At 65.5% G+C, this 23,336-nt stretch carries 23 protein-coding genes and 1 tRNA gene; 20 read left to right on the top strand and 4 right to left on the bottom strand.

Annotated features, from left to right (window positions below):
• Positions 1–16: 16 nt before the first annotated feature.
• On the bottom strand, positions 17–883 hold the full coding sequence (locus RIC54_RS13975) for a MurR/RpiR family transcriptional regulator (RefSeq protein WP_350088308.1): 867 nt from the start codon (positions 881–883) through the stop codon (positions 17–19).
• Positions 884–1,064: 181 nt separating this feature from the next.
• On the opposite strand from RIC54_RS13975, the gene RIC54_RS13970 reads away from it, so the two are divergent.
• From RIC54_RS13970 to RIC54_RS13930, 9 genes are all read left to right on the top strand, one after another.
• Positions 1,065–1,985, top strand: coding sequence for an NAD(P)-dependent oxidoreductase (locus RIC54_RS13970; protein WP_350088311.1), 921 nt, complete (start codon positions 1,065–1,067; stop codon positions 1,983–1,985).
• 26 nt (positions 1,986–2,011) lie between these two features.
• Entirely contained in the window at positions 2,012–2,434 is a 423-nt protein-coding gene (locus RIC54_RS13965) for a cupin domain-containing protein (protein ID WP_350088314.1), read from the top strand.
• A 122-nt stretch (positions 2,435–2,556) separates the two neighbouring features.
• On the top strand, positions 2,557–3,852 hold the full coding sequence (locus tag RIC54_RS13960; RefSeq protein WP_350088317.1) for an ABC transporter substrate-binding protein: 1,296 nt from the start codon (positions 2,557–2,559) through the stop codon (positions 3,850–3,852).
• 111 nt (positions 3,853–3,963) lie between these two features.
• Entirely contained in the window at positions 3,964–4,887 is a 924-nt protein-coding gene (locus RIC54_RS13955; protein WP_350151115.1) for a branched-chain amino acid ABC transporter permease, read from the top strand.
• 3 nt (positions 4,888–4,890) lie between these two features.
• Positions 4,891–5,913, top strand: a complete 1,023-nt coding sequence (locus RIC54_RS13950) for a branched-chain amino acid ABC transporter permease (RefSeq protein ID WP_350088323.1) — start codon at positions 4,891–4,893, stop codon at positions 5,911–5,913.
• A 3-nt stretch (positions 5,914–5,916) separates the two neighbouring features.
• Complete coding sequence (locus RIC54_RS13945) at positions 5,917–6,660, top strand: ABC transporter ATP-binding protein (RefSeq protein ID WP_350088326.1); 744 nt, start codon at positions 5,917–5,919, stop codon at positions 6,658–6,660.
• Positions 6,660–7,355: an ABC transporter ATP-binding protein gene (locus tag RIC54_RS13940; protein ID WP_350088329.1), complete on the top strand. Its 696-nt coding sequence runs from the start codon at positions 6,660–6,662 to the stop codon at positions 7,353–7,355. The genes RIC54_RS13945 and RIC54_RS13940 overlap by 1 nt, the downstream gene beginning before the upstream one ends.
• A gap of 2 nt (positions 7,356–7,357) precedes the next feature.
• Entirely contained in the window at positions 7,358–7,969 is a 612-nt protein-coding gene (locus RIC54_RS13935; protein ID WP_350088332.1) for an ATP-binding cassette domain-containing protein, read from the top strand.
• Between the two features lie 9 nt (positions 7,970–7,978).
• Positions 7,979–8,824, top strand: a complete 846-nt coding sequence (locus RIC54_RS13930; protein ID WP_350088335.1) for an SDR family NAD(P)-dependent oxidoreductase — start codon at positions 7,979–7,981, stop codon at positions 8,822–8,824.
• A 20-nt stretch (positions 8,825–8,844) separates the two neighbouring features.
• Here RIC54_RS13930 and RIC54_RS13925 read toward each other — a convergent pair whose 3' ends face one another.
• A complete protein-coding gene (locus tag RIC54_RS13925) occupies positions 8,845–9,450 on the bottom strand; it encodes a response regulator transcription factor (protein ID WP_350088338.1) in 606 nt (201 codons plus the stop codon).
• 213 nt (positions 9,451–9,663) lie between these two features.
• Here RIC54_RS13925 and RIC54_RS13920 point away from each other — a divergent pair, with 213 nt between their 5' ends.
• Positions 9,664–11,703 carry an ATP-binding response regulator gene (locus RIC54_RS13920; protein WP_350088341.1) on the top strand — a complete coding sequence of 680 codons (2,040 nt, stop codon included), beginning with the start codon at positions 9,664–9,666 and terminating at the stop codon, positions 11,701–11,703.
• Positions 11,704–11,706: 3 nt separating this feature from the next.
• Here the strand turns inward: RIC54_RS13920 and RIC54_RS13915 are convergent, their stop codons facing one another.
• A complete protein-coding gene (locus tag RIC54_RS13915; RefSeq protein WP_350088344.1) occupies positions 11,707–12,075 on the bottom strand; it encodes a response regulator in 369 nt (122 codons plus the stop codon).
• 233 nt (positions 12,076–12,308) lie between these two features.
• On the opposite strand from RIC54_RS13915, the gene RIC54_RS13910 reads away from it, so the two are divergent.
• Positions 12,309–14,258, top strand: a complete 1,950-nt coding sequence (locus RIC54_RS13910; protein WP_350088347.1) for a methyl-accepting chemotaxis protein — start codon at positions 12,309–12,311, stop codon at positions 14,256–14,258.
• A gap of 129 nt (positions 14,259–14,387) precedes the next feature.
• On the top strand, positions 14,388–17,585 hold the full coding sequence (locus RIC54_RS13905; RefSeq protein ID WP_350088349.1) for a PAS domain S-box protein: 3,198 nt from the start codon (positions 14,388–14,390) through the stop codon (positions 17,583–17,585).
• Between the two features lie 80 nt (positions 17,586–17,665).
• Here RIC54_RS13905 and RIC54_RS13900 read toward each other — a convergent pair.
• Positions 17,666–17,740, bottom strand: a tRNA-Thr gene (locus RIC54_RS13900).
• A 129-nt stretch (positions 17,741–17,869) separates the two neighbouring features.
• Between RIC54_RS13900 and RIC54_RS13895 the strand changes: the two genes are divergently transcribed.
• The 8 genes from RIC54_RS13895 (at position 17,870) to infA (ending at position 23,322) form a co-directional block, all read left to right on the top strand.
• A complete protein-coding gene (locus RIC54_RS13895; RefSeq protein ID WP_350088351.1) occupies positions 17,870–18,061 on the top strand; it encodes a hypothetical protein in 192 nt (63 codons plus the stop codon).
• A 109-nt stretch (positions 18,062–18,170) separates the two neighbouring features.
• Positions 18,171–19,490: a UDP-N-acetylglucosamine 1-carboxyvinyltransferase gene (gene murA / locus RIC54_RS13890; protein ID WP_350088354.1), complete on the top strand. Its 1,320-nt coding sequence runs from the start codon at positions 18,171–18,173 to the stop codon at positions 19,488–19,490.
• 2 nt (positions 19,491–19,492) lie between these two features.
• Complete coding sequence (locus tag RIC54_RS13885; protein ID WP_350088357.1) at positions 19,493–19,963, top strand: DUF2948 family protein; 471 nt, start codon at positions 19,493–19,495, stop codon at positions 19,961–19,963.
• Between the two features lie 79 nt (positions 19,964–20,042).
• Positions 20,043–20,705 carry an ATP phosphoribosyltransferase gene (hisG, locus tag RIC54_RS13880; protein WP_350088360.1) on the top strand — a complete coding sequence of 221 codons (663 nt, stop codon included), beginning with the start codon at positions 20,043–20,045 and terminating at the stop codon, positions 20,703–20,705.
• Positions 20,695–21,990, top strand: a complete 1,296-nt coding sequence (gene hisD / locus RIC54_RS13875) for a histidinol dehydrogenase (RefSeq protein ID WP_350088363.1) — start codon at positions 20,695–20,697, stop codon at positions 21,988–21,990. Before hisG ends, hisD begins: the two co-directional genes overlap by 11 nt.
• A 22-nt stretch (positions 21,991–22,012) precedes the next feature.
• Positions 22,013–22,546, top strand: a complete 534-nt coding sequence (locus RIC54_RS13870; protein WP_350088366.1) for a UPF0262 family protein — start codon at positions 22,013–22,015, stop codon at positions 22,544–22,546.
• Positions 22,547–22,551: 5 nt separating this feature from the next.
• Positions 22,552–23,007 (top strand): arsenate-mycothiol transferase ArsC, encoded by a 456-nt coding sequence (locus tag RIC54_RS13865; protein ID WP_350088369.1) that lies wholly within the window; start codon positions 22,552–22,554, stop codon positions 23,005–23,007.
• Between the two features lie 96 nt (positions 23,008–23,103).
• The gene (infA, locus tag RIC54_RS13860; RefSeq protein WP_350088372.1) at positions 23,104–23,322 is read left to right on the top strand and encodes a translation initiation factor IF-1; all 219 of its coding nucleotides are present in this window, start codon (positions 23,104–23,106) and stop codon (positions 23,320–23,322) included.
• The last annotated feature ends 14 nt before the right edge of the window (positions 23,323–23,336 follow it).

Below are 23,336 nucleotides of genomic sequence, written 5' to 3'. Positions count from 1 at the left end.
CAGGCCGGACACGCCGTCAGGATCGCGGCGTGCTGCCCTCCTTGCGGGCATCCTTGTAGTAGCTGAGGCCGATGATCAGCGATTGCGCAAGGCTCATCGAGCCGGAGATCGGCCGGAACCGGTGAATGTCGGCATCGTCGACACAGAAATAGACGGTCCCATGCTGGGCCAGCGGGCTGGTCGGCACGTCGGTGATGGTCAGGGTGGGAATGTTTCGGATGTGGACGTCCCGCACCACCTCGACCACCGCCGGGGTGTACTCCGCGAATGCCACGGCGATCAGCAGGTCGGTCGGCCGCAGGGTCGCGGCCTGCTGCGGCACCATCCCGCCGACGAAATCCAGCAACTGGGTGCGATGCTCCAGCCGGGCCAGGCCGTAGGCCAGATAAGCGGCGATCGGAAACGCCCGGCGCTGGCCGATGACATAGATGTGCTCGGCCGTCGCCATCATCTCGATCGCCTTGGCCAGCGACTCCGGCGACACGGTGTCCTTCAGACGCTCCAGGCACATGATCGAGGCGTCGGTAAACTCCTCCAGGATCGCCATCGGATCGGATTCGGCGGTCGCCTCCAGGCGCCGGCGGTGCTCGTAGATCTGCTCGCGATAGGCCGGCGCGCCCTCGATCAGGCGCAGCTTGAACACCTTCTGCATGTCGGAGAAGCCGGAATAGCCGAATTCCTTGGCGAACCGGATGAGTGTCGACGGCTGGACCTCTGCAACCTGGGCAAGCCGGGTCACGGTTTCCAGCGCAAAGCTGTTCGGATCCTCGAGCGCCAGCCGGGCCAGCCGCTGCAGATGCGGGCTCAACCCGTCGTAGCGGGCCTGCACCTGATGACGAAGGCTATCGAACGACGCCGGTACGGCTGCAGCGTCTGACGCCATGAGCCACTCCTCGGTTGCGACCGGGCGCGTATAGGAGACCGCCCCACTCCATGCAACTCGAATCGAACGGAAATTCCAGTTCGGCAATGATGTTGAATTTTCAGTATTGACATGTAAAGTGAATTTTCTTTCTATTAATCGAGATAGAAATTTTATTCAATTTCGTTGAAGGAGCCTGTGGATGACGGATGCGCGAAAGCCGACGGTCGGGCTCATCGGTCTTGGCATGATGGGTCAGGGCATGGGCAGCAACCTGCTGCGCAACGGCTTTACGCTCGCCGTCACGGCGCACCGCGACCGCACCGGCGCCGATCGCCTGTCCCGCGAGGGTGCCACCGTCGTCGACACGCTGCGCGCCGTCGCCGAGGCTTCGGAGGTGGTGATCCTGTGCGTTCCAGGTTCGCCGCAGGTCGAACGTATTGTGATGGGGACTGACGGCCTGCTGTCGGCCGGTCAAAGCGGGCTCACGCTGATCGACTGCTCGACCAGCGAGCCGAGTTCCACCGAACGGGTTGCCGCCGCGGTCATCGCCGCCGGCGGCCATTTCGTCGACGCTCCGCTGGCCCGCACCCCGGTCGAGGCCGAAGCCGGGCGCCTCAACACCATGGTCGGCGCCGAGCCGGAGACCTTTGCCGCGATCCGGCCGGTGCTGGAGGCGTTCTGCGAGAACATCTTCCACATCGGACCGATTGGCGCCGGTCACAAGCTCAAGCTGGTCAACAACTTCCTGGCCATGGGCCAGGCATCGCTGATCGCCGAGGCGTTCGAGGCCTGTTCGGCGGTCGGCGTGCCCCTGGACCGCCTGTTCGAAGTGATATCCGCCGGCGGGGCCAACAGCGGGATCTTCCAGATGGTCGCCGGGGCCGCCAAGGACGGTAATCTCGACGGCATGCGCTTCGGCATCGCCAATGCCGCCAAGGACCTCGGCTACTACACCCGCATGACCGATGCGGTGCCCCTGACCGGCGGTCTCGGCCATGCGGTACGGCGCGCGCTGGTCGAGGCCCGCAACCTGGGCTTCGGCGACGCCCTGGTCGGCCACCTGATCGCCGCGCAGGCCCGCCTGAACGGCCGTACGCCCATGGCACGCACCGGCTCCTGAGACCGTCCAACCGACACGAGGCGATCATGGCGACCACGCCCGATACCGACCGCTACGAACCCAAGGCCTTCGGCCGCGGCACCCTGCACGTCCAGCACGCCCGCGACGCTGAGTGGAAGCCGGGGTTCCGCGGCTTCTTCGACTACCGCGACCTCGGCATGGTCGAGAAGACCGGTGGCAAGCTGCGCGCTCACGTGCACCGGCCGAACGGCCCGTGCCAGGGCGCCGGCGACCTGCATTACCACCAGCTCGACTTCCAGATGGTCTACGTCCTGAAAGGCTGGGCGCTCGTCCATTTCGAAGGCGTCGGCGAGATCCGGATGGAGGAAGGCTCCTGCATGTACCAGGAGCCGGAAATCCGCCACCGGGTGATCGAGTACTCCGACGACTACACCGCCTTGGAACTGCTGGTGCCGGCCGACGCCGAGACCATCTCGGCGGAGTCCTGAACCCGGGCGAAACCGGGACCTGATCCGCCCCGAAGGGCGAGACCGCCGGACCGGCAAGGCCTTCGAGCCACCGACCCGGCCAACAACTCGGCGAGACCGATCTCGCCGAACGGGAGGAAGCTATGTCCAAAAGCACGTTCACACGCCGCAGTTTTCTGCAGACCTCGATGCTGGCCGGCACCGCCGGTGGTGCCGCCCTGTTCGGCCCGTGGAAGCACACCCGCGTCCACGCCGCCGCATCCGACAAGCCGATACGGATCGGCCTGACCCATGACGCCAGCGGGCAGTTCGCCAACTCCGGGCAGGCCGAGCGGCGCGGCACCGAGATGGCCATCGCCGAGTTCAACGAAGCCGGCGGCGTGCTCGGCCGGCGCATCGACGCGATCTGGATGGACACCGAGACCAATCCGCAGACCGGCACCCGCGTCGCCGAGCGCATGATCACCCGCGAGAACGTGCACTTCCTTGTCGGCGCCATCCAGTCCGGTGCCGCCAACGCGATCAGCCAGGTGGCCCAGAAATACGGCTGCATCTACCTGAACACCAACTCCAGCTCCCCGACCGAGGCCGGCAAGAACTGCCACCGGGTCAAGTTCGTGTGGGACGGCAACGGCGAGAACTTCTCCAAGGCCGCGGCGCGCAATGCGATCCAGACCTTCGGCAAGAAGTGGTTCCTGATCTACAACGACTACGTCTGGGGCCAGAACACCAACGAGGCGACCAAGAAGGTCGCCATCAACTACGGCGCCGAGGTGGTCGACGAGGTGCCGATTCCGGTCGGTACCCGTGACTGGTCGAGCGTGCTGCTGCGCATCCAGCAGGCCAAGCCCGACGTGGTGGCGGCGGCCGTCGGCGGCGACGACTTCAAGGTCATGCGCCAGCAGGTCCGCGACATGAAGCTCGACGGCAAGCCGGCCTGGATCAACAACCAGCAGGACTGGCCGGACATCTACGGCCTGGGCGCCGACGCCGCCTTCGGCGTGTTCGGCACCACCTGGTACCACTACCTGGATCTGCCTGGAGTTTCCGACTTCGTGAAGCGCTACCAGGAGCGGTATCCGACGACCCGCATCAACGTGCCCGGCAACGTGACCTACAACGGCTACGTCGCCATGCGCGAACTGCTGCGGGTGGTCGCCGAGGTCGGCTCGACCGACAACATCAAGATCATCAAGGCGCTGGAAGGCCGGGTCATGAAGGCGGCCGACCGCATGCAGCACCACGATGCGGTGATCGATGCCGACTCCCACCACGTGCAGCAGACCATCTACCTCGCCCAGGGCAACCCGAAGCCCAAGGACGACACCGACTACTTCCAGATCCTCAGCAGCTCGGACCCGGACTCGATCCGCGCCGATGCCAACAAGGAGTGCAAGCTGGAATCCTACGCGGACACGCCGAACTACGATCAGGGCTGATCCTCGTCCCTGCCCGGGGACCCGTGCTCGCCCACGGGTGCGGGTCCCCGTCTTTTTCGCCGTCATCGAGGGGCGATCCCGGTCGGGATCGTCGGGAGGCCCGTCCGAGACATGCTGCTCAACCTGATACCGCACCTCATCAACGGCCTGGCGCTTGGGCTGCTGTTCGCCCTGCTGGCGCTCGGCTTCATGCTGATCATCGGCGTGATGGAGGTGATCAACCTGGCGCACGGCTCGCTGTTCACGATCGGCGCCTATGTGGCGCTGGCGGTGATGGCGCCCGACGGCGGCCTGCCATACGCGTTCATGGAGCCCTACTACGCCCTGCCGGCGATCCCGCGCTACCTGATCGCTCTGGTGGTCGGCCCGCTGGTCGCCGGGGTGATCGGCATGGGGCTTGAGCTGTGCCTGCGCCGGACCTATGGCAGCGACCCGCTGTACGGCCTGCTGCTGACCTTCGGCGCCGCCCTGGTGCTGGAGGAGTTGATCCGCGAGATCTGGGGGTCTAGCGAATACTACCTGCCGGTGCCGCAGCAGATCTCCGGCGGCTTCATCGCCGGCGACCTGATCTACTCGACCTATCGGATCTATGCCGCAGTGTTCGCCGCCGCGATGGTCGGCGTGCTCTGGCTGTTCCTCAACAAGACGCCCTACGGCGCGGTCATCAAGGCCGGCGCCCATGACAGCGAGATGGTCCGCGCCCTCGGCTACAACCTGACCCGGCTGCGGCTGCTGGTGTTCGGCTTCGGCGCAGCGCTGGCCGGGATCGCCGGCGTCATCATGGCGCCGATCTGGGGCATCCGGCCGGTGGTCGGTGTCGACGCCGTCATCCCGGCCTTCGTGATCATCGTGCTGGGCGGGGTCGGCAGCTTCTGGGGTGCGGTCAGCGCCGGCATCATGGTCGGGCTGGTCGTCGCCCTGACCGCGGCCTTCCTGACCGACTGGTCGCTGCTGTCCATGTATCTGCTTCTGCTCGCGGTCGTGACCTTCCGGTCGCGCGGCCTCGCCGGCAAATCCAGCGTCTTGGAGGCCTGAGCGATGGCGATGGACTACGCCCCCAAGCAGACCACTGCCTGGATCACCGGACCGATCGCGCTGTCCCTGGTGGTGTTCGGCACCCTGCCGCTGTGGATCGAGAGCGTCGGACTGTACCAGTACATCGGCGTCGAGGTGCTGATCTGGGTGATCTTCGCCCTCGGATTCAACCTGCTGCTCGGCTACACCGGTCTGCCGTCGTTCGGCCACGGAGCGTTCCTGGGGATCGGCGCCTACGCCTTCGGGCTCGCCCAGTTCGAAGTCTGGCCGAACCTGTGGTTCTGCCTGATCGCCGCCTTCACGGTGACCGCCGCGTTCGGCGCGGTGACCGCGCTGTTCCTGTCGCATCGTCGCGGCATCTACTTCGCGCTGATGACGATCGCGTTCGGCCAGATCTACTACTTCATCGCCAGCAAGTGGACCGACGTGACCCATGGCGAAGACGGGCTGCTGAACATCGCCCGCCTGCCGGTCGACCTCGGACTGGTCGAGCTGTCGATCGCCGACAACGGGCAGCTCTACTACCTGTGCTTCGCGGTCTATGCGGTGCTGGTGCTGCTGCTGTGGCGCCTGACCAACTCGCCCTACGGCCGGGTCCTGCGCGCGATCAAGCAGAACGAGACGCGGGTGGCGTTCGTCGGCCACCCGGTCGGGCTCTACAAATGGTCGGTGTTCACCCTGTCCTGCGGCATTGCCGGCATCGCCGGCGCGCTGTTCGCCATGGCCCAGGAGGGTGCGTACATCAATGTCATGAGCCTGCAGTGGTCCGGCATCATCGTGCTGATGGTGCTGATCGGCGGCGGGTTCGTCAGCTTCTGGGGGCCGGTGTTCGGGGTCATCCTGTACTTCGTCGCCCGTGACGTGCTGGGAGCCTACACCGAGACCTGGCTGCTGTGGTTCGGACTGATGTTCGTCGTGCTCGTGATGTTCAAGCCCGACGGCCTTGCCGGCATGTGGCAGGACCTGATGCGCCGGCGAACCAGAACCCAGCCGGCGCCTGTCGCCGCAACCAAGGCGGAGGGCTGAGCCATGGCGTTGTTCGAGGCGCGCTCCCTGCACAAGCGGTTCGGCGACCAGGTGGTGCTGGAAGAGATCAACCTCAGCTTCGAGGCCGGCCAGCTGTCCGGAATCATGGGGCCGAACGGGGCCGGCAAGACCACCTGCTTCAACGTCCTGACCGGCCGCTACAAGCCGAACCGCGGCACCGTCACCTTCGACGGCCAGGACATCACCGGCCTTGCTCCGCACCGGATTGTCGCCCGCGGCATCTCGCGGTCGTTCCAGATCATGAACCTGTTTGACGAGTACTGCGCGCTGGACAACGTCGCGATCGCCCTGCCCGAAGTCCGCGCCCGTGGCTTCGCGGTGACCCATGCGATCGACGCCAACACCGAGATCCGGGACCGGGCGGCATCGATCCTGGAGCGGGTCGGGCTGCGCGGCCGCGAGCGGGTGAACGCCCGCAGCCTGTCCTATGGCGAGCGGCGGGCGCTGGAGATCGGCGTGGCGCTGGCCACCGAGCCGCGCCTGCTGTTCGTCGACGAGCCGACCGCCGGCCTGGGTACCAGCGCTACCGCCCGGCTGGCGGAGTTGATCCAGGAACTGAAGCGGAACACCACCATCGTGATGATCGAGCACGACATGCGCTTCCTGTTCGGCCTCGCCGACCGGATCTCGGTGATCCATTGGGGGCAGGTGATCGCCGAAGGCACACCCGACGAACTGCGCGAGAATCCCTGGGTGCAACGCTCGAACCTGGGAGCGCTGGCGTGATGCTGCAGGTCCATGACATCGAGACGTTCTACGGCGAGACCCAGGTGCTGTTCGGGACCTCGCTGGAGGTCGGCGCCGGCGAAGTGGTGGCCCTGCTCGGCGCCAACGGCGTCGGCAAGACTACCACCATCCGATCGATCCTCGGGCTGACGCCGCCGCGTTCCGGCTCGGTCCGCTTCGACGGCAACGACGTGACGCACCGGCCGACCCACGAGATCGCCCGGCTCGGCGTCGGCTGGGTCCCGGATGACCGGCGGATCTTCCCGACCCTAACGGTCGCCCAGAACCTGGCCATCGCCCGGCGCAGCACCCGGTTCCGCAGCTGGGCGCTCGGCGAGATGTTCGAGATCTTCTCGGCGCTGGAGCATCTGATGCTGCGGGACAGCGAGAACCTGTCGGGCGGCGAGATGCAGATGGTGGCAATCTCGCGCGCCCTGCTCGGCTCGCCCGGTCTGGTGCTGTTCGACGAACCATCCCAGGGGCTGGCACCGAAGATCGTGCAGGACGTGATGGCGACGATCCGCCGGCTCAGGAACGAGGGAATATCGGTGCTGGTGGTCGAGCAGAACGCAATGAGCGCGCTTCAGGTCGCCGACCGGGTCTACGTCATGGACCATGGTCGGACGGTTCACGAGGGACCGGCGGCGGCATTGCTTGCCGACGACGCGCTTCGGCAACGCCTGTTGGGGGTCTGACGATGACGCCGATCCTGCACGTCGACGGCCTGCGGAAGTCCTACCAACGCGGCCTCATCAAGCGCATCGAGACGTTCCGACTGGAAGCCGACTTCACAGTCGAGCAGCCGGCGGTCATCGGCGTGATGGGGCCGAACGGCTCCGGCAAGACCACGCTGTTCGAGCTGATCACCGGTTCGAACGCTCCGAGCGCAGGACGGGTGCTGTGCCGCGGCACCGATATCCACAAGGTGCGCTACGACGAGCGCGACCGGCTGGCGATCCACTACCACCAGTCCTATCAGGTCAGGCATTTCCGCAAGACCCGACCGGCGTTCATGATGGAGCCGGCGGCCAGCGATTATCCGGTGGTCCACCTGTTCGACGAGCCGCAGTTCAACACCCAGGACGGCTACATCGGCTTCATGCTGGATTTCTTCCGGCGGCTGCGCAGCGAGGGTCGCCTGGTATTCCTGTGCCTGCACCCGAACGAGCGGTTCCACCTGGAGATCCTGCGCGAGATCTGCGAGCGCTTCGTGTTCGTTCGCAACGGCCGTCTGACTCATGCCGACACCTTCGACGCCCTGGTCGAGCACGAGCCGGTGCAAGCCTATCTTGGCGCTTTGCTGCGCTGAGGAACCGGGATGGAAACCAACTCGGCATCACCCGACACCACGCCGATCGAGGGCCGCACCCCACCGGTCGATCTGGTCCGGTTGCGTGACCAGTTCGACCTGACCGGGCGGGTCGCGCTGGTGCCGGGCGGCTACGGGGCGATCGGTGAAGCGGTCTGCTGGGCGCTGGCGGTTCGCGGGGCGACGGTCGTCGTCGCCGGTCCTACCTCCGACAAGGCCGAACAGCTGGCCGCGGCGATCCGGGACGCCGGCTTTGCGGCGGATGCGGCAACGCTCGACGCCCGCGAGGTCGGCGTCATCCAAACCGTCGTCGACGCCGTCGCCGACCGGCACGGCGCGCCGGACATCCTGGTCAATTGCGTCGGCATACAGCGCGAGCAAACCCTCTTCGACGTCACTCCCGAGACGTTCGACGCGATGTACGAAACCAACCTGCGGGCCGCCATGTTCCTCGGCCAGTCGGTGGCGCGCCACCAGGTGGCGGCCGGTCGCGGCGGGCGGCAGATCCACCTGTTGTCGGTCCGCTCGCAGCTCGCGCTGCGCGGCCGCGGCTATTCAGCCTACTGCGCGACCAAGGGCGGCTTGCTGATGCTGGTCAGGCAGCACGCCATGGAACTGGCGCCGCACAACATCACCGTGAATGGCGTCGCCCCGACCTTCATCCGCTCCGACCGAATCAAGCCGCACATGGACCGCCCGGCGTTCCGCGACTTCATCCTGGACCGAAACCCGCTCGGCCGGATTGGTGAGCCGATCGAGGTCGCCGGGCCGGTTGTGGCACTGGCTTCGGACGCCGGATCCTATGTCACGGGACAGGTTCTGTACGTCGACGGCGGGGTGACCGCGAGCCAGTAACCGGCGCGCAAGGCGTTACATCAACCGAGACCGAGTTCGCGCGCCTTGAGCGCCGCCTGGGTCCGGTTGACGACCTCGAGCTTCTTCATGGCGCGCCGCACGTGCAGCTTGACGGTCACTTCCGCCAGATCGAGTTCCCGACCCAGCTCCTTGTTGGACTTGCCTTGGATCAGCCCTCGGACAACCTCAAGCTCACGCTCAGTCAACGTCGTATCCGGGCGAGCGGCTGCACGGAGCGACAGCTCCGGCGGTATGTACACCGCCCCCTTGGCGATCAGTTGGATCGCCGCAGCCAGCTGCTGCACCGGCATGGTCTTGGGCAGGAACCCGCGCGCTCCCGCGGAGACTGCCGCCGAGGCAATCGCGGGGTCTTCGTCGCCGCTGCAGACCACGACCGGTATTCCGGGCGCGGCATCGCGAAGATCGGCGATTGCTTCAGCGCCCGACAGGCCGGGCATGCGCCAGTCCATGATCATGAAGTCGAAGGCCGAACCGGCCTTCAGGACGTCGATCGCCCGATCAACCCGATCAACGGTGATGGTTTCCAGCGCGGTACCGGTTGCCTTCAGACTGAGCGCAAGCGACTCACTGACGAGAACATGGTCGTCGATCAGAAGAATCCGCAAGTTGGCCCCCGTTTCCCCCAAAGCCCTTCGGCAAAACGCACCTGTCCCCGGACACTGCCGCAATTGCCGGGGGCGGGCAACGCCTCCCGCAACCGCCGCCAGGTCACCAGCGGTTGACGCTGGGGCATCTCGGATCATGGGTTGGTAAAGGTTTAGTAACATTTGCACTGAATACTGGCAGCGGCCAGTTGGCTGCCGCTTGATGGATAGTGAATGAGCCCTTCCCCAGAGACTCCTGCATTAAACTCGAACGAAGCCGCGCCGTGGAGGATCGTCGCCGTCGACGACGACCCATTGGTCCATTCGACCACGCGGTTCCTGATGTCGGATCTGACGTTCCGGGATCGGCCGATCGAGTATCACGCGGCAACATCCAGCGACGAGGCGATACGCCTGCTGCGCGACGGCGCTGAACCCGCAGTCATCCTCATGGATGTCGTCATGGACCGGCCGGATGCGGGTCTGCAGCTGGCGTCCCTGATCCGCGAGGACCTGGGCAACTCGGCGTCCAGGATCATCATCCGGACGGGACAGCCCGGATACGCCCCTCAGCGGCACGTCGTCGAACGATACGACATCAACGACTACCTGGAGAAATCCAGACTCGACTCCGACCGGCTCCTGACGTCCGTACAGGTGGCCCTGCGGGGCTACGATCAGTTCTCGCGGCTGCGCGAGAGCGAGCGCCTGAAGGCGGAAGAAATCGCCCGACGGACCGCGATCACCGACCTGATGGCCGATCCCCTGATCGTCGTCGACCCCGACGGACGCATTACCTTGGCATCACAGGCGATCGAGGAAGTCCTCGGCTATCGGCCGGCCGATCTGATCGGCATGCCGATCGGGGATCTCGTGCACCCGAGCCAGCAGGACAGCGTGCCGAGGCTTCAACAACAGGTCGACGGGACGGAAGCACCGTCCTTTCACAGGGACAATCTGCGATTCCGGGCCCGCGACGGATCCTGGAAGATCGTGAATGTCTCCGGCCGGACCGGCCTCGACGTTCCGGGGCTGCGTGGTGGGGTCTATCTGCTGCGGGACGTCACCGACCAATATCTGAGCGATGAAGAAGCCCGGCGCACCCAGAAGCTGCAGGCGATCGGACGTCTGGCCGGCGGAATCGCCCACGACTTCAACAACATACTCGGTGCGATCGGCGGCTTTGCGTCCTTGATCCGCATGGATCTGGACCACGATACAGAGCGCTGCGGCTACACCGACCGGATCGCCGATGCGTGCAACCGCGGCCGCGATCTGGTCCGGCAAATCCTGGCGTTCGCGCGCGCCGAGGACACCGTCCTCGACACGATCGATGTTCGTGCGGTGGTATCGGAATCGCTCGAGATGCTGGCCGCCGGATTGGAGCGAGGCGTCGGCATCGATGCCGACTTGCCGGACGAGCCAATTCCGATTGTCGGAAACCGGGCTCAGGTCACGCAGCTTCTGCTGAACCTGGTGTCGAATGCGCGGGACGCGATGCCCGAAGGCAGCGGCAACGTTCGTATCGAACTGAACGTGGCTCAGGGCCGTCGCTGGGACCGCGGCGGCAGAGTGGAATCCGGCGCGGGGCAAGCGGTTTCGGGATCATTGGACGCACAGCAACGCTACGCATTCCTGTCGGTAAGCGACCAGGGCGTCGGCATGAGCGCGGAGACCCTGCAGAGGATCTTCGAGCCGTTCTTCACGACCAAAGCAATCGGCCGCGGCACCGGCCTTGGCCTGTCGGTCGTGCACGGTATCGTCCGGTCGCATCACAGCGCGGTCCGTGTGACTTCGGAACTTGGCGCCGGAGCAGTGTTCGAGATTGCGTTTCCACTGGCCGAGGGTCAGGTCGTCGAAACGATGGACACCAGTGCGAATGCCGAGCGCCAGGACGTATCCGATGTCCGTGTGTTGATCGTGGATGACGACCGCGACGTCGGCGAGAGCCTCCAGACGCTCCTGGCAAGGGCCGGGTACCGCGTCGAGTTTCAATCCAACCCGGTCGATGCGTTGGAGTGGCTGCGCAACTGCGGTGAAGTCGTTGATATCGTTATCACCGACGAAAGCATGCCCGGGATGCTGGGGACCGACCTGATCGCTGCCGCGGCTGAGGTCGTGCCGGAGACGATCTTCATCGTTTATTCCGGCTACGGATCCAACCTCAACCGCCAGCGGGCCGAGGACGTCGGAGCGTTTCAAATCCTGGAGAAACCGGCATCTTTCGGGTCGATCGACCGAGCGATCCGGGATGCGCTCTGGCCCGGTGAGTGACGGTCACGCCGCCAGAAACCGGTCGATGTGGGACAGCAGATCGGCTGGATCACCGAACTTGGGCAGCGCTGCATCGGCCCCGAAAGCGATCGCTGCCTTGGCATAGGTGTCTTCGCTCGACACGAACTGCCCGGATATCAGGACGATCGGTCCACCGTACCCACGGGCTTTGAGGCCACGGACCACCTCGAGCCCGTCCTTGTCCGGCATGAACAGGTCGCTGATCACCAAGTCGAAGGTCTCATCGGCGAGAATGCGCTCGGCATGGCGACCGTCGGTCGCTTCGACGACGTCGTGGTGACGCTTACGGCACAGCGCGACAAGAAACGACCGAAAGATCATGTCGTCGTCGATCACCAGAATACGGCTCATCATTCCCTCCTCACGACCACGTCTGCGCCGTCGGGAAATAGTGTGACAAGCCCTCACGCGACAAGGCCGCCTAACCTTTCAACCAATACCGCTATCCCAAAGGATATCGCGCCTGATCATTCGGCTAGTCCGCATGGTCCGCTCTCTACTCCATTGATAAGAACCAGGCGTCATTCAGGGTTGGGGCTGCCCGTCCATTGGGCGTGCCATCAAACGGGTCGGAGGTTTGGGACATGAGCAACTTCAGCATCACAGTACGCACCATGCTGATCAGCGCGCTGGCGCTGGTCGGGTTCGTTGCAATCGTCGGCATAACCGTGTGGGGCAATCTTCGGATCTCGACGAACGCCGATCAGCAGGCGGCCGCGGGCGAACGGTTGGCGATCGCCAAGCAGGTTTCCGAGGAGTTCCTGAACGCCCGGCGCCGCGAGAAGGACTACCTCCTCCGACGTGATGCAAAGTACGCGGCGGATCACGAGAAGGTCTCCGGCGTGATCCGGGCCGCGCTTGCCGATCTCCAGACCAAGGTCGCTGGAGACCAGGCGGCTCTGGTCGCCGAACTGGACAAAGGCTACCAGCGCTACCAGGCCCAGTTCGGTACGGTCAGTGCCGATCTGGTCGCTCTGGGGTTGGATGAGAAATCGGGTCTGCAGGGGCGTCTCCGCAAAGCTGTACAGGAAGCAGAGGCCCTGATCGTCAAGAACGCATCCGATGATCTGATGGTCACGTTGCTGATGATGCGCCGGCACGAGAAGGACTTCATCCTTCGGCAGGATGCAAAGTATATCGGCCAACTCGACAAGCGGATCGAGGAGTTCGACGCCAAGCTGGCGCCGAAAGCCGGGCTCGACGATGCCACGAAGGCGGCAATCCGCCAGAACCTGGCAGCATACCGCGAGACGTTCCACGATTTTGCCGAGGTTACGCTCGGGCTGGACAAGCACATTGCCGAGTTGTCAGACCTCTATGGGCAGGCCGAACCCAGACTGCAGGCGCTGCGCGGCAATATCGAAGCTGACTATGCCTCCGTCTCCGAACGACTGCGGGCCGCCAATCAGCAGGTGTTCTGGCTGACGCTGGGTCTGATCGCGACCATCGCGGCGGTGTGCGTCGCCGCAGGCGCGCTGGTCGGCCGGTCGATCACCGGTCCGGTCGGGCGCCTCGCGACGGTCATGCTGAAACTCGCCGACGGCGACAAGTCGGTTGAGATCGACGCTACGGGCAAGGACGAAGTGGCAGCGATGGCGCGTACCGTCCAGGTGTTCAAGGAAAACATGCTGCGCAACGATCAACTGCAGGCCGACGCCCAGGCCAAGCAGGAATCGGAACTCGCCCGCGGACGGGTGCTGGCAGAGTTGACCGGGACCTTCGACGGCGAAGCGAAGAAGCTGATCAATGAGCTGATCAGCGCCTCGACGCAACTTCAGTCGACCTCGCAGGAAATGCGGACCGTCGCGGAAGACTCCGGCGTTCGTGCGGTGACTGTCGCCTCTGCCACCGAACAGACGACGGCGAACGTGCAGACGGTGGCGACCGCCACGACGGAACTGTCGGCTTCAATCGCCGAGATCTCGTCGCAGGTCGCAAAGGCTTCGGAAGTTGCGTCCGATACGTCCCGCCAAGCGAACGAAACCGCCGGAGCCATCGACGAGTTGAGCCGGACCGCCGAGCGGATCGGCGAGATCGTTACCCTGATCCAGGCGATCGCCGAGCAGACCAACCTGCTGGCCCTGAATGCCACAATCGAAGCAGCGCGCGCCGGCGATGCCGGCAAGGGCTTCGCGGTGGTGGCCAGCGAAGTGAAGAGCCTCGCGAACCAGACTGCCAAGGCGACCGAGGAGATCTCCGCCCAGATCGCCGCCATCCAGTCGCGCACCGCTGGCGCCGTCGATGCGATCAAGGTGATCGTGACCAAGGTCGGCGACATGGAGGGCATCACGGCCGCGGTGGCGGCGGCGATCGAAGAGCAGAACTCCGCGACCCAGGAGATCTCGAAGAACATCGAGGACGTCGCGTCGGCGGCCGAAGACGTCGCGCAGAACGTGGTTCACGTCAGCGAGGCGGCCCAGACCAACGGCCGGATGGCAGGCGACGTGCTGCAGGCTTCCAACCTGCTGAGCGACCAGTCCGGTCGGCTGGGCACTCGGGTGCAGACATTCCTGGACGCGGTCCGGGCGGCATGACTGGCGTCATCGGTCGGCGTTGCGCTGCAAACGCCATCCATGAGAACTGAATCAACCTGACCGGCGCCATCCAGTGCTCTGACTGGAAGACGCCGGTCAACCCGTTCCATAGCGCGATTGGACAGTGCGATGCACGAGCATCCAGAGGCCAACCAAACCGATGGTGTCGCGAAGGATCTGGAACACCGCGAACAGGAACCGCGCGTTTCGCATCGCATCGCCAGGATGGGGTCGTTCCACGTCGACCTCGACACTGGAATCCAACGCTGGAGCCCGGAACTCTACGACGTCATGGAGATGGACCCCTGCGAAGATCCGACGGGAACGGTAGAGCGGGTCGCCCAACCCGATGACTATCAGGACTACCTTCGCTTGCGAGCGCACGCGATCACGACCGGCGAGACCATCTCCGGAACGATGGCCGTTCGAACCGGGAGCAGCGGGCTCCGACGCATGCGGTACTTCGTCGAGCCGAAGCGCGGACCCGATGGGCGGGTTTCGGGACTGTCCGGCTTCATCCAGGACGTCACCGAGTTCGAAACACTGTCGCTGGAGTTGAAGCGCAGCCGGGACCAACTGATCAAGGCGGAGAAGGTCGGCTCGTTCGGCAACTGGGTCTCCGACAAAACCGGCGCCAATATCGTTCTGTCTCCGGGAGCTGCCAAAGTCCTCGATCTGCCCGAGGGAGAGCCTTTGGCGCCCGGAGCACTGACCTCGCGCTTCGCCCCGAGCGACGTCGACGACTACCTGCGGCGGCGGCAGGTGATGATCGAGTCCGCAACACCCCTGGACTATGAATGCGACGCCCGCCTGCCTGGCGGCACGGTGAAGAGAGTCCGCATCCGGTCCCATCCGGAATACGATTCCGCCGGAGATTTCACGGGCGCGATGGCCATCCTCCAGGATGTGACGGCAGCGCATCTCGACCGCCAGGAGGCCGAAAACGCTCGCGCCCGGCTCGAACGGGCCGAAGCGGTCGGACATTTTGGTCACTGGTTCGGCAACTTCGAGGATCGGACTGCAATCCTGTCCAAGGGTGCTGCCCGTATCCTCGGCCTTCCGGCCGGCGAAGTGCTGCAACGCAACCGGTGGCAGTCGGGCCTGTCCGCCAATGGTGTCAACCGGTTCGAAGCATTCCGCGCCCGGACTCTTGAAACCGGTACGCCCTTCCGCGAGGATTTCAGCTGGCGGATGGCCGATGGCACAACGAAGCATCTGATGATCGAGCTCCACAAGGAGCAAGACGCCCAAACCGGTCACCGAGCTGGGTTCGCGATCATCCGGGACGTGACGGAGGAGTACGAGGCAAAGCAAGCCCTCGAGGAAAGCCGGGCGATGCTGCGCGAGGCCAGCTATGTGGCTCGCATCGGGTATTTCCGGACGTTCCTGTTGGAGCGACGGACTGTCTGGTCTCCCGAACTGGCGGGTATTCTGGGCAGTAGGCCGGGCGTGCGCAGCACCGACGACATCGCTGGCTACTTTGATCCGCTGGATTTTGCAGAGTACCAGAAGCGGTGTGCCAGTACCGAACTTGACGCCGCGACGTTCACCGGCCGAATGCGGTTCTCCGAACGGACCGCCGACGGCAGGGCGCGCTGGCTCGGCTATCGGGTTGTCTACAAGACCGACACGGACGGTCGGGCCGTCGAGCGCTTCGGCGTCCTGCAGGACATCACCGAGCAGGTTCATCTCGAGGAAGAGCGTGCGCAGGCCGCGTCCTTTCTGCGCAATGTCCTGGAGAATGCCGGAGCCGGAGTAGCAGTCGCGACCAGGGACCGACGGTTCGCCGTCGCCAACAGGATCTACCGCGAGCAAATCGGGATCCACCACGGATCGATCCTCGGCGAACCGGTCGATCAGGTGATTGCGACCACCGGTCGCTCGGCTCTGGCACGCGACATGAAGCACAACGATGAACGGATCATGTCGACCGGCGAGACGCTTCGGTTCGAGATACGGGAGCCCACCCCGCACGGGGACCTGCGCGACATGCAGATCGTCAAGTTCCCGATCCTGGACGAGGTTGGAGGGGTCATAGCGGTCGGAACCATCCGCACCGACGTGACGGAACTCAAGGACACCCAGCGCCAGCTGCAGGCCGTCAATCAGAACCTGGAACAGACGGTGGCGGAGCGCACGGCCGCCCTGCGGCTCAGCGAGGAGCGCTACCGGACTATCGCCGAGATCGCCAGCGACTGGTTTTTCGAGGTCGACGGCAACCTGACCCTGCTCTCGGTATCGAACGGATTCGAGCGCTCCATGGGACGTCGACCTTCAATGATGCTCGGTCGCAGCTTCCTGGAACTTGCCCCACAACCCGACGTGGTTGGACCCGGCGCCGCAAACACATGGCAAGTCCTGGTCGACTGCACGGCCAGCCGGAAGCCGGTCCGTGACCTGGAGGTCTGGTGCCGCGGCCAGGACAGCCATCGCTGTCTCCGAATCAACGCTGCACCACTGTTCGAGGGCGGCGTCTTCATCGGGTATCGCGGAGCCGCCAGCGATATTTCCAGCCTTCAGTCCGCGCGTCGTCAACTGGCCGAGGCCGAGCACATGGCGTCGCTCGGCCGCCTGGTTGCCGGCGTCGCGCATGAACTCAACACGCCCCTCGGAGCGGCAAGGACGGTCGCATCGTCGCTTGTCAGCCGTTTGACCGACCTGCAGTCGGCCGTGACCGCGTGGCCGACGTCGTCGGACTCGATGATCCGGCAGATCCAGAACCTCGAGCAGGGTCTGCAACTGGTCAACGAAGGCCTGGTGCGATCGGCGGATCTGGTCAGCCGGTTCAAGCAGGTCGCGGTCGATCAGACCAGCGGGACCCGGCGGGCATTCGGCCTGCGGGAGGTGGTTGAGAACAACATCGCGTCGATCCTGCCGTCGTTCCCGGGCCGCAAGGTCGTCATCGATCTGGAGATCGCCGACGACCTGCGCATCGAGTCGTATCCGGGACCCTTCGGACAGGTCGTCACCAACATCGTGCAGAATGCCTTTGTCCACGCATTCGACGGCCGGGCCGACGGGCGCTTGCAGGTCCAGGCACGCTGGACCGGCTCCGCGCAGTCGGCCGTCGACCTGGTGTTTCACGATGACGGAAACGGTATGGCGCAAAGCACGGTTCGACGGATCTTCGACCCGTTCTTCACCACCAAGCTCGGGGACGGCGGCAGCGGGCTCGGCATGCACATCGTCTACAACATCGTAGCGCAGGTGCTTGGCGGCAGGATTGAAGCCCGCAGTCCACCGGGGGGCGGTGCCGAGTTCCATCTGATCCTCCCCGCCAAAGCACCGACATTCAACGAAGCTTCGGCAACGAAAGGCATCGGCTAGCTGTTCAGCAACCAGCCGTCCGGATCGGCGCATATCCCTGCGAGGACGAACCGCGAGTGGCAGAAAAGTTTGATCGGAAATGGTGCTGCCGCAGAGATTTGAACTCTGGACCTCTCCCTTACCAAGGGAGTGCTCTACCCCTGAGCTACGGCAGCATCTGGCGCAGGACGGCGGCCGTCCGCGAAGGCGCGCATACATGCCAGACCGACCCGGTCGACGCAAGGCGGTTTTCGCCGGTGCGGCAAGTCGGCATGATGCGGCCCGGCAGAACGCGAGGAACAACGGTGACGGACGAGCACGCTGACACGGCCGGCAAGCCACGGAAAGCCGGTCCCGAGTCGCGCAAGAGCGGCGACACTGAGCCGACCGCGGCCGAGCGCCGGGCTACGGCACTGCGCGACAACCTGCGCCGCCGCAAGGCCCAGAGTCGAGCCCGCAGCGCGGCCCGCGATGGCGAGTCGATGCCCGAGTCCTGACCGAGGGATGCCACGCTTTCGCCGGAATGCCCGGTGACGCTGGTGTTCTCGGTTGAGAGGCCGGGGCCACTCCGCTACAACCCGTGAAACACAGCGAGACACGATTTTGATGGACCAGATTCGCGTGCATGGCGGTCGCCCGCTTCATGGCCGCCTGCCGATCAGCGGAGCGAAGAACGCTGCCCTGCCCCTGATGGCGGCCGGATTGCTGACTGCCGACCCGCTGCGCCTCACCAATGTTCCGCGACTGGCAGACATCGCGTCGATGACCAGCATCCTGCGCCAGCTCGGCGTGCGGATCGAGCGGACGGACGGCATCGATGGCGCCGCGGATGCCCTCACCCTGTCGGGTGAAGACATCGTCAGTACCGTCGCGCCGTACGATCTCGTCCGCAAGATGCGCGCCTCGGTCCTGGTGCTCGGGCCGCTGCTGGCCCGGTTCGGCGAGGCGACGGTGTCGCTGCCAGGTGGCTGCGCGATCGGCAACCGGCCGGTCGACCTGCACCTCAAGGGTCTTTCCGAACTCGGTGCCGTGGTCGAGATCGAGAGCGGGTACATCAAGGCGAGCGCGCCCAAGAACCGGGGCGGAACCGGCGGCCGGCTGCGCGGCGGGCGGGTGGCGTTTCCGTTCGTCTCGGTCGGCGCTACCGAGAACCTGATGATGGCGGCAGCCCTGGCCGACGGCGAGACCGTCCTGGTCAATTCGGCGCGCGAGCCGGAGATCGTCGATCTCGCCCGGCTGCTGACTGCCATGGGCGCCAGGATCGAGGGTGCCGGGACCGATACCATACACATCCAGGGGTGCGAGAGGCTGTCCGGCGCGGTCCACCGGGTGATCCCCGACCGGATCGAGACCGGCTCCTACGCCATGGCGATCGGCATTACTGGCGGCGACGTCCTGCTCGAAGGAGCGGACGGCGGCCTGATCGAGGCGGTGATCGAAACCCTCGGCGACGCCGGGGTGGCGGTGGAGACCATGGCCGACGGGCTGCGGGTGACGCGCGGCAGCGATCCGGTGATCGGGGTCGACGTCATGACCGAGCCGTATCCGGGCTTCCCGACCGACCTGCAGGCCCAGTTCATGGCGCTGATGACCGTGGCGCAGGGTGCCTCGATGATCACCGAGACGATCTTCGAGAACCGCTTCATGCACGTGCCGGAACTCGGCCGCATGGGCGCGAACATCAACGTCCACCATGCATCCGCCTTGGTTCGCGGCGTCGGCCGTTTGACCGGTGCCCCTGTGATGGCAACCGACCTTCGGGCATCGGTGTCGCTGGTCCTCGCCGGGCTGGGCGCCCAGGGGACCACCACCATCAACCGGGTCTACCACCTTGACCGCGGCTACGACCGCCTGGTGGAGAAGCTCTCGGCCTGCGGCGCGTCGATCGAGCGCGTGCCGTCGGAACGAGCGGCGGCGGAGGAGTAGGCATGCCTGGCCGTCATATCAGCACCGCCGTGACCGGCGGTCCGTTCCGGGTGCGGGCGCAAGATGCCGACGACCTGGCGGTGGTGTCGGCCTACCTGCAGGACGCCGTCCTGCCGGTCGTCGAGATCGCCTATGACGCGCCGGCCGAGCGCTTCGTGCTGGTGGCCGCCCGGTTCCGCTGGGAGAAGGCTCAACGCGACGCGATCGCCGCGAAGAGCGGTGAGCCGGCCGAGCGGGTGCATTGCGGCGTCCGGTTCGACGAGGTCACGGCCGTAAAGGTGCGCGGCGTCGATCCGAAGACGGAGCGAGACCGGATGCTGAACCTCCTGCAGATCGCCTGGAAAGATGGCAACGTTGAGCTGATCTGCGCCGACAACGTGACGATCCGACTTGACGTCCGCCGCCTCGCCTGTCAGGTCGAGGACCTTGGCGAGCCCTGGCCGACGGTTTTCCGGCCGACCCACGACGATTGAGGGTCGGCGGAGGCTGACGCCCGGCCGCCATCGCCCGATTTTCCGGGCTCCTGAGACCGGACGATCCACGAGGCGATCCGTGACCGCGAACGAGAAACTGGTGCTGGCCCTGCCCAAGGGCCGCATTCTGAAAGCCATCATGCCGCTGCTGACCCGCGCAGGGATTCAGCCGGAGGACGCGTTCTTCGACGAGGACTCGCGGCAACTGCAGTTCGCAACCCATGATCCGGAGCTCGACATCATCCGGGTTCGCAGCTTCGACACTGCGACCTTCCTGGCGTTTGGCGCCGCCCATCTCGCGGTGTCCGGCTCGGATGTGCTGATGGAATTCGACCACCCGGAGATCTACGCGCCGGTGAACCTGGACGTCGGCCACTGTCACCTCGCGGTAGCCGCTCCGGCCGATGTCGCGCGCAGCGAGGATCCGCAACGCTGGTCGCACCTGCGGGTCGCTACGAAGTACCCGAACGTCACCCGCCGCTACTTCGCCGCCCGGGGTGTGCAGGCCGAGTGCATCAAGCTGAACGGCGCGCTGGAGTTGGCACCGAACCTGGGGCTGTGCCGGCGCATCGTCGACCTGGTTCAGACCGGCTCGACCCTGAAGGCGAACGGGTTGGTCGAGATCGACCGGATTGCCGAGGTCAGCGCCCGTCTCGCGGTGAACCGGACGGCGCTCAAGACGCGCCCGGTGCCGGTGAACGACCTGATCGCGCGGTTCCGGGAGGCGGCGCGTGCCGCGTAGGCTTGACACCCGGGACGCCGATTTCGCCGCGCGTTTCGATGAGCTGGTGCATTCCAAGCGCGAATCCGACGCCGAGGTCGGAGATGCTGCCAAGGCGATCCTTGATGATGTGGCCGCGCGCGGGGACGCAGCGCTGATCGAGTACACTCGCCGGTTCGACCGGTTCGACCCCTCGGTGACCGGGCTTGCGATCACCGAAGCCGAGGTTGATGCCGCTGTCGCCCGCGTGGCGCCGAACCTGCGGGCCGCGCTGGAGGTGGCCGCCGGCCGGATCGAGGCGTTCCATGCCCGCCAGCTTCCGCAGGGCTTTGAATACGTCGACGACGACGGGGTCCGCCTGGGACTGCGCTGGACTGCCATGGATGCGGTCGGGCTGTACGTGCCCGGCGGCAAGGCCGCGTACCCGTCGTCGGTGCTGATGAACGCCATTCCGGCCCGGGTTGCCGGCGTCGGCCGGCGGGTCATGGTGGTGCCGACGCCGGACGGAGTTCTGAACGATCTGGTACTGGTTGCGGCACGGGTCGCTGGGATCACCGAGCTCTGGCGGGTCGGTGGCGCCCAGGCAGTCGGTGCCCTCGCCTACGGCACCGAAAGCATCCGGCCGGTCGACAAGATCGTCGGACCAGGCAACGCCTATGTCGCCGCCGCCAAGCGCCAGGTGTTCGGCCGGGTCGGCATCGATTCGATCGCCGGACCGTCGGAAATCCTGGTGGTGGCCGACGCCGACAACGATCCATCTTGGATCGCCATCGACCTGCTCAGCCAGGCCGAACACGACGAGGTAGCGCAGGCGATCCTGATCACCGACGACGCGGCGTTCGCCGACCGGGTGATCGCGGCCGTGGACGACCATCTGTCGACCCTGCCACGAACCGTGATCGCATCGGAAAGCTGGCGGACCCAGGGCGCGGTCGTCTTGGTGCGCTCGTTGGACGAGGCCCCTGCCCTGGTTGACCGGTTGGCTCCGGAACATCTGGAACTGGCGGTTTCCGACCCCGACGCTATGTCGGCCAAGGTGCGGCACGCCGGGGCGATCTTCCTCGGCCGGTTCGCGCCGGAAGCAGTCGGCGACTATGTTGCCGGGCCGAACCACGTGTTGCCGACCGCCAGGACTGCGCGGTTTTCCTCGGGTCTTGGCGTGCAGGATTTTCTGAAGCGCACCACCACGGTGGCGTGCGACGCTACAAGCCTTGCGGCAATCGGGCCGGCCGCGATTACACTGGCCGAGGCGGAAGGATTGGACGCGCACGCGCGCTCAATCGCTGTCCGCCTGAACCGACGCTGATCCACCGCTCCAGGGAGGGCGCATGCCGGATCATGATCCGGACGACGCGCCGGGTGCCGCGGCGAACTCAGCCCTCGACCTGACCGGCGAGGACGCGCGGATCGTTCACATCACGCTGGACGAGCGCACCGTGATTCGCCGCAGCCCCGAGGTCGAGCAGGAACGCGCCATCGCGGTCTATGACCTGCTTGAGGAAAACCGGTTTCGGCCATCGCAGGCGGGAGCCGGTCCCTACCACCTGCATTTGCGGATCGAGGAGAACCGCCTGATCCTGGACGTCCGGGATACCGGCGAGGAGCTGCGGGCGACGGTAGCGCTGCCGCTGACGCCGTTTCGTCGGCTGGTGCGCGATTACTTCCAGATCTGCGAGAGCTACTACGACGCCATCAAGCGCCTGTCGCCTTCGCAGATCGAGGCAATCGACATGGGCCGGCGCGGTCTGCACAACGAGGGCTCAACCCTCCTGCAGGAGCGCCTGGACGGACGGGTTGCGATGGACTTCCCGACGGCACGGCGGCTGTTCACGCTGCTATGCGTACTGCACATCCGGGGCTGACCGACGTGGCCGTCGATCCGCTTGCCCCGATCGCCCAGCCCAGTGCGGTGCTGTTTGCCTGCAACATGAACGCCGTCCGTTCGCCGATGGCCGAAGCGCTTCTGAAGCGCCGGCTCCGCACACGAGTGTATGTCGACTCGTGCGGAGTACGGCATGGCACACTCGACCCGTTCGTCGTCGAGGTAATGGCTGAACTCGGGATCGACGTGGCGAAGCACCGGCCCAAGAGCTTTGACGAGTTGGAGGACGGCTTCTTTGACCTGATCGTCTCTCTGTCGCCGGAAGCCCAGCACCGCTCCATCGAGCTGACCCGGACCATGGCGTGCGACATCGAGTACTGGCCGACCCTCGACGTCACCATGCTCGACGGCAATCGCGCCACCCGTCTCGATGCCTATCGCGCGGTCAGAGACGAGCTGGATCGGCGGATCCGAAAGAGATTCCCGGAAACATCGGAGTAGTGCAGCCATTGACTGGCTGAGATGCTTCCAACCACCTTGACGAAGGCTCGGGCCCCCCGCACTAAATCGGCATCTTCCATCCCAGCAGGAGGGACCATGCCGAAAGACGACGTGATCGAGTTCCCCGGAACCGTTGCGGAACTTCTACCGAACGCCATGTTTCGGGTACAACTCGATAACGAGCACCAAGTGTTGGCACACACCAGCGGCAAGATGCGCAAGAACCGCATCCGTGTCCTGGCCGGCGACCGGGTGAACGTTGAGATGACTCCCTACGATCTGACCAAAGGCCGCATCACATTCCGATTCAAGTAAGCACCGGTGCCGCT

The sequence above is a fragment of the Thalassobaculum sp. genome (assembly GCF_040219215.1).
GTDB lineage: Bacteria > Pseudomonadota > Alphaproteobacteria > Thalassobaculales > Thalassobaculaceae > Thalassobaculum_A.
Note: the sequence above shows the minus strand (reverse complement) of the source record. Positions and strands in the feature narration are given on the sequence as shown.

What these genes read in the sequence shown, in the direction of transcription:
- RIC54_RS13870 (WP_350088366.1), top strand. Translation starts at nt 22,013, where the DNA reads ATGCCGGATCATGATCCGGACGACGCGCCGGGTGCCGCGGCGAACTCA.
- RIC54_RS13965 (WP_350088314.1), top strand. Translation starts at nt 2,012, where the DNA reads ATGGCGACCACGCCCGATACCGACCGCTACGAACCCAAGGCCTTCGGC.
- RIC54_RS13970 (WP_350088311.1), top strand. Translation starts at nt 1,065, where the DNA reads ATGACGGATGCGCGAAAGCCGACGGTCGGGCTCATCGGTCTTGGCATG.
- RIC54_RS13940 (WP_350088329.1), top strand. Translation starts at nt 6,660, where the DNA reads ATGCTGCAGGTCCATGACATCGAGACGTTCTACGGCGAGACCCAGGTG.
- RIC54_RS13960 (WP_350088317.1), top strand. Translation starts at nt 2,557, where the DNA reads ATGTCCAAAAGCACGTTCACACGCCGCAGTTTTCTGCAGACCTCGATG.
- RIC54_RS13920 (WP_350088341.1), top strand. Translation starts at nt 9,664, where the DNA reads ATGAGCCCTTCCCCAGAGACTCCTGCATTAAACTCGAACGAAGCCGCG.
- RIC54_RS13955 (WP_350151115.1), top strand. Translation starts at nt 3,964, where the DNA reads ATGCTGCTCAACCTGATACCGCACCTCATCAACGGCCTGGCGCTTGGG.
- RIC54_RS13910 (WP_350088347.1), top strand. Translation starts at nt 12,309, where the DNA reads ATGAGCAACTTCAGCATCACAGTACGCACCATGCTGATCAGCGCGCTG.
- RIC54_RS13885 (WP_350088357.1), top strand. Translation starts at nt 19,493, where the DNA reads ATGCCTGGCCGTCATATCAGCACCGCCGTGACCGGCGGTCCGTTCCGG.
- RIC54_RS13935 (WP_350088332.1), top strand. Translation starts at nt 7,358, where the DNA reads ATGACGCCGATCCTGCACGTCGACGGCCTGCGGAAGTCCTACCAACGC.
- RIC54_RS13930 (WP_350088335.1), top strand. Translation starts at nt 7,979, where the DNA reads ATGGAAACCAACTCGGCATCACCCGACACCACGCCGATCGAGGGCCGC.
- RIC54_RS13905 (WP_350088349.1), top strand. Translation starts at nt 14,388, where the DNA reads ATGCACGAGCATCCAGAGGCCAACCAAACCGATGGTGTCGCGAAGGAT.
- RIC54_RS13975 (WP_350088308.1), bottom strand. Translation starts at nt 883, where the DNA reads ATGGCGTCAGACGCTGCAGCCGTACCGGCGTCGTTCGATAGCCTTCGT.
- RIC54_RS13915 (WP_350088344.1), bottom strand. Translation starts at nt 12,075, where the DNA reads ATGAGCCGTATTCTGGTGATCGACGACGACATGATCTTTCGGTCGTTT.
- RIC54_RS13945 (WP_350088326.1), top strand. Translation starts at nt 5,917, where the DNA reads ATGGCGTTGTTCGAGGCGCGCTCCCTGCACAAGCGGTTCGGCGACCAG.
- murA (WP_350088354.1), top strand. Translation starts at nt 18,171, where the DNA reads ATGGACCAGATTCGCGTGCATGGCGGTCGCCCGCTTCATGGCCGCCTG.
- infA (WP_350088372.1), top strand. Translation starts at nt 23,104, where the DNA reads ATGCCGAAAGACGACGTGATCGAGTTCCCCGGAACCGTTGCGGAACTT.
- RIC54_RS13950 (WP_350088323.1), top strand. Translation starts at nt 4,891, where the DNA reads ATGGCGATGGACTACGCCCCCAAGCAGACCACTGCCTGGATCACCGGA.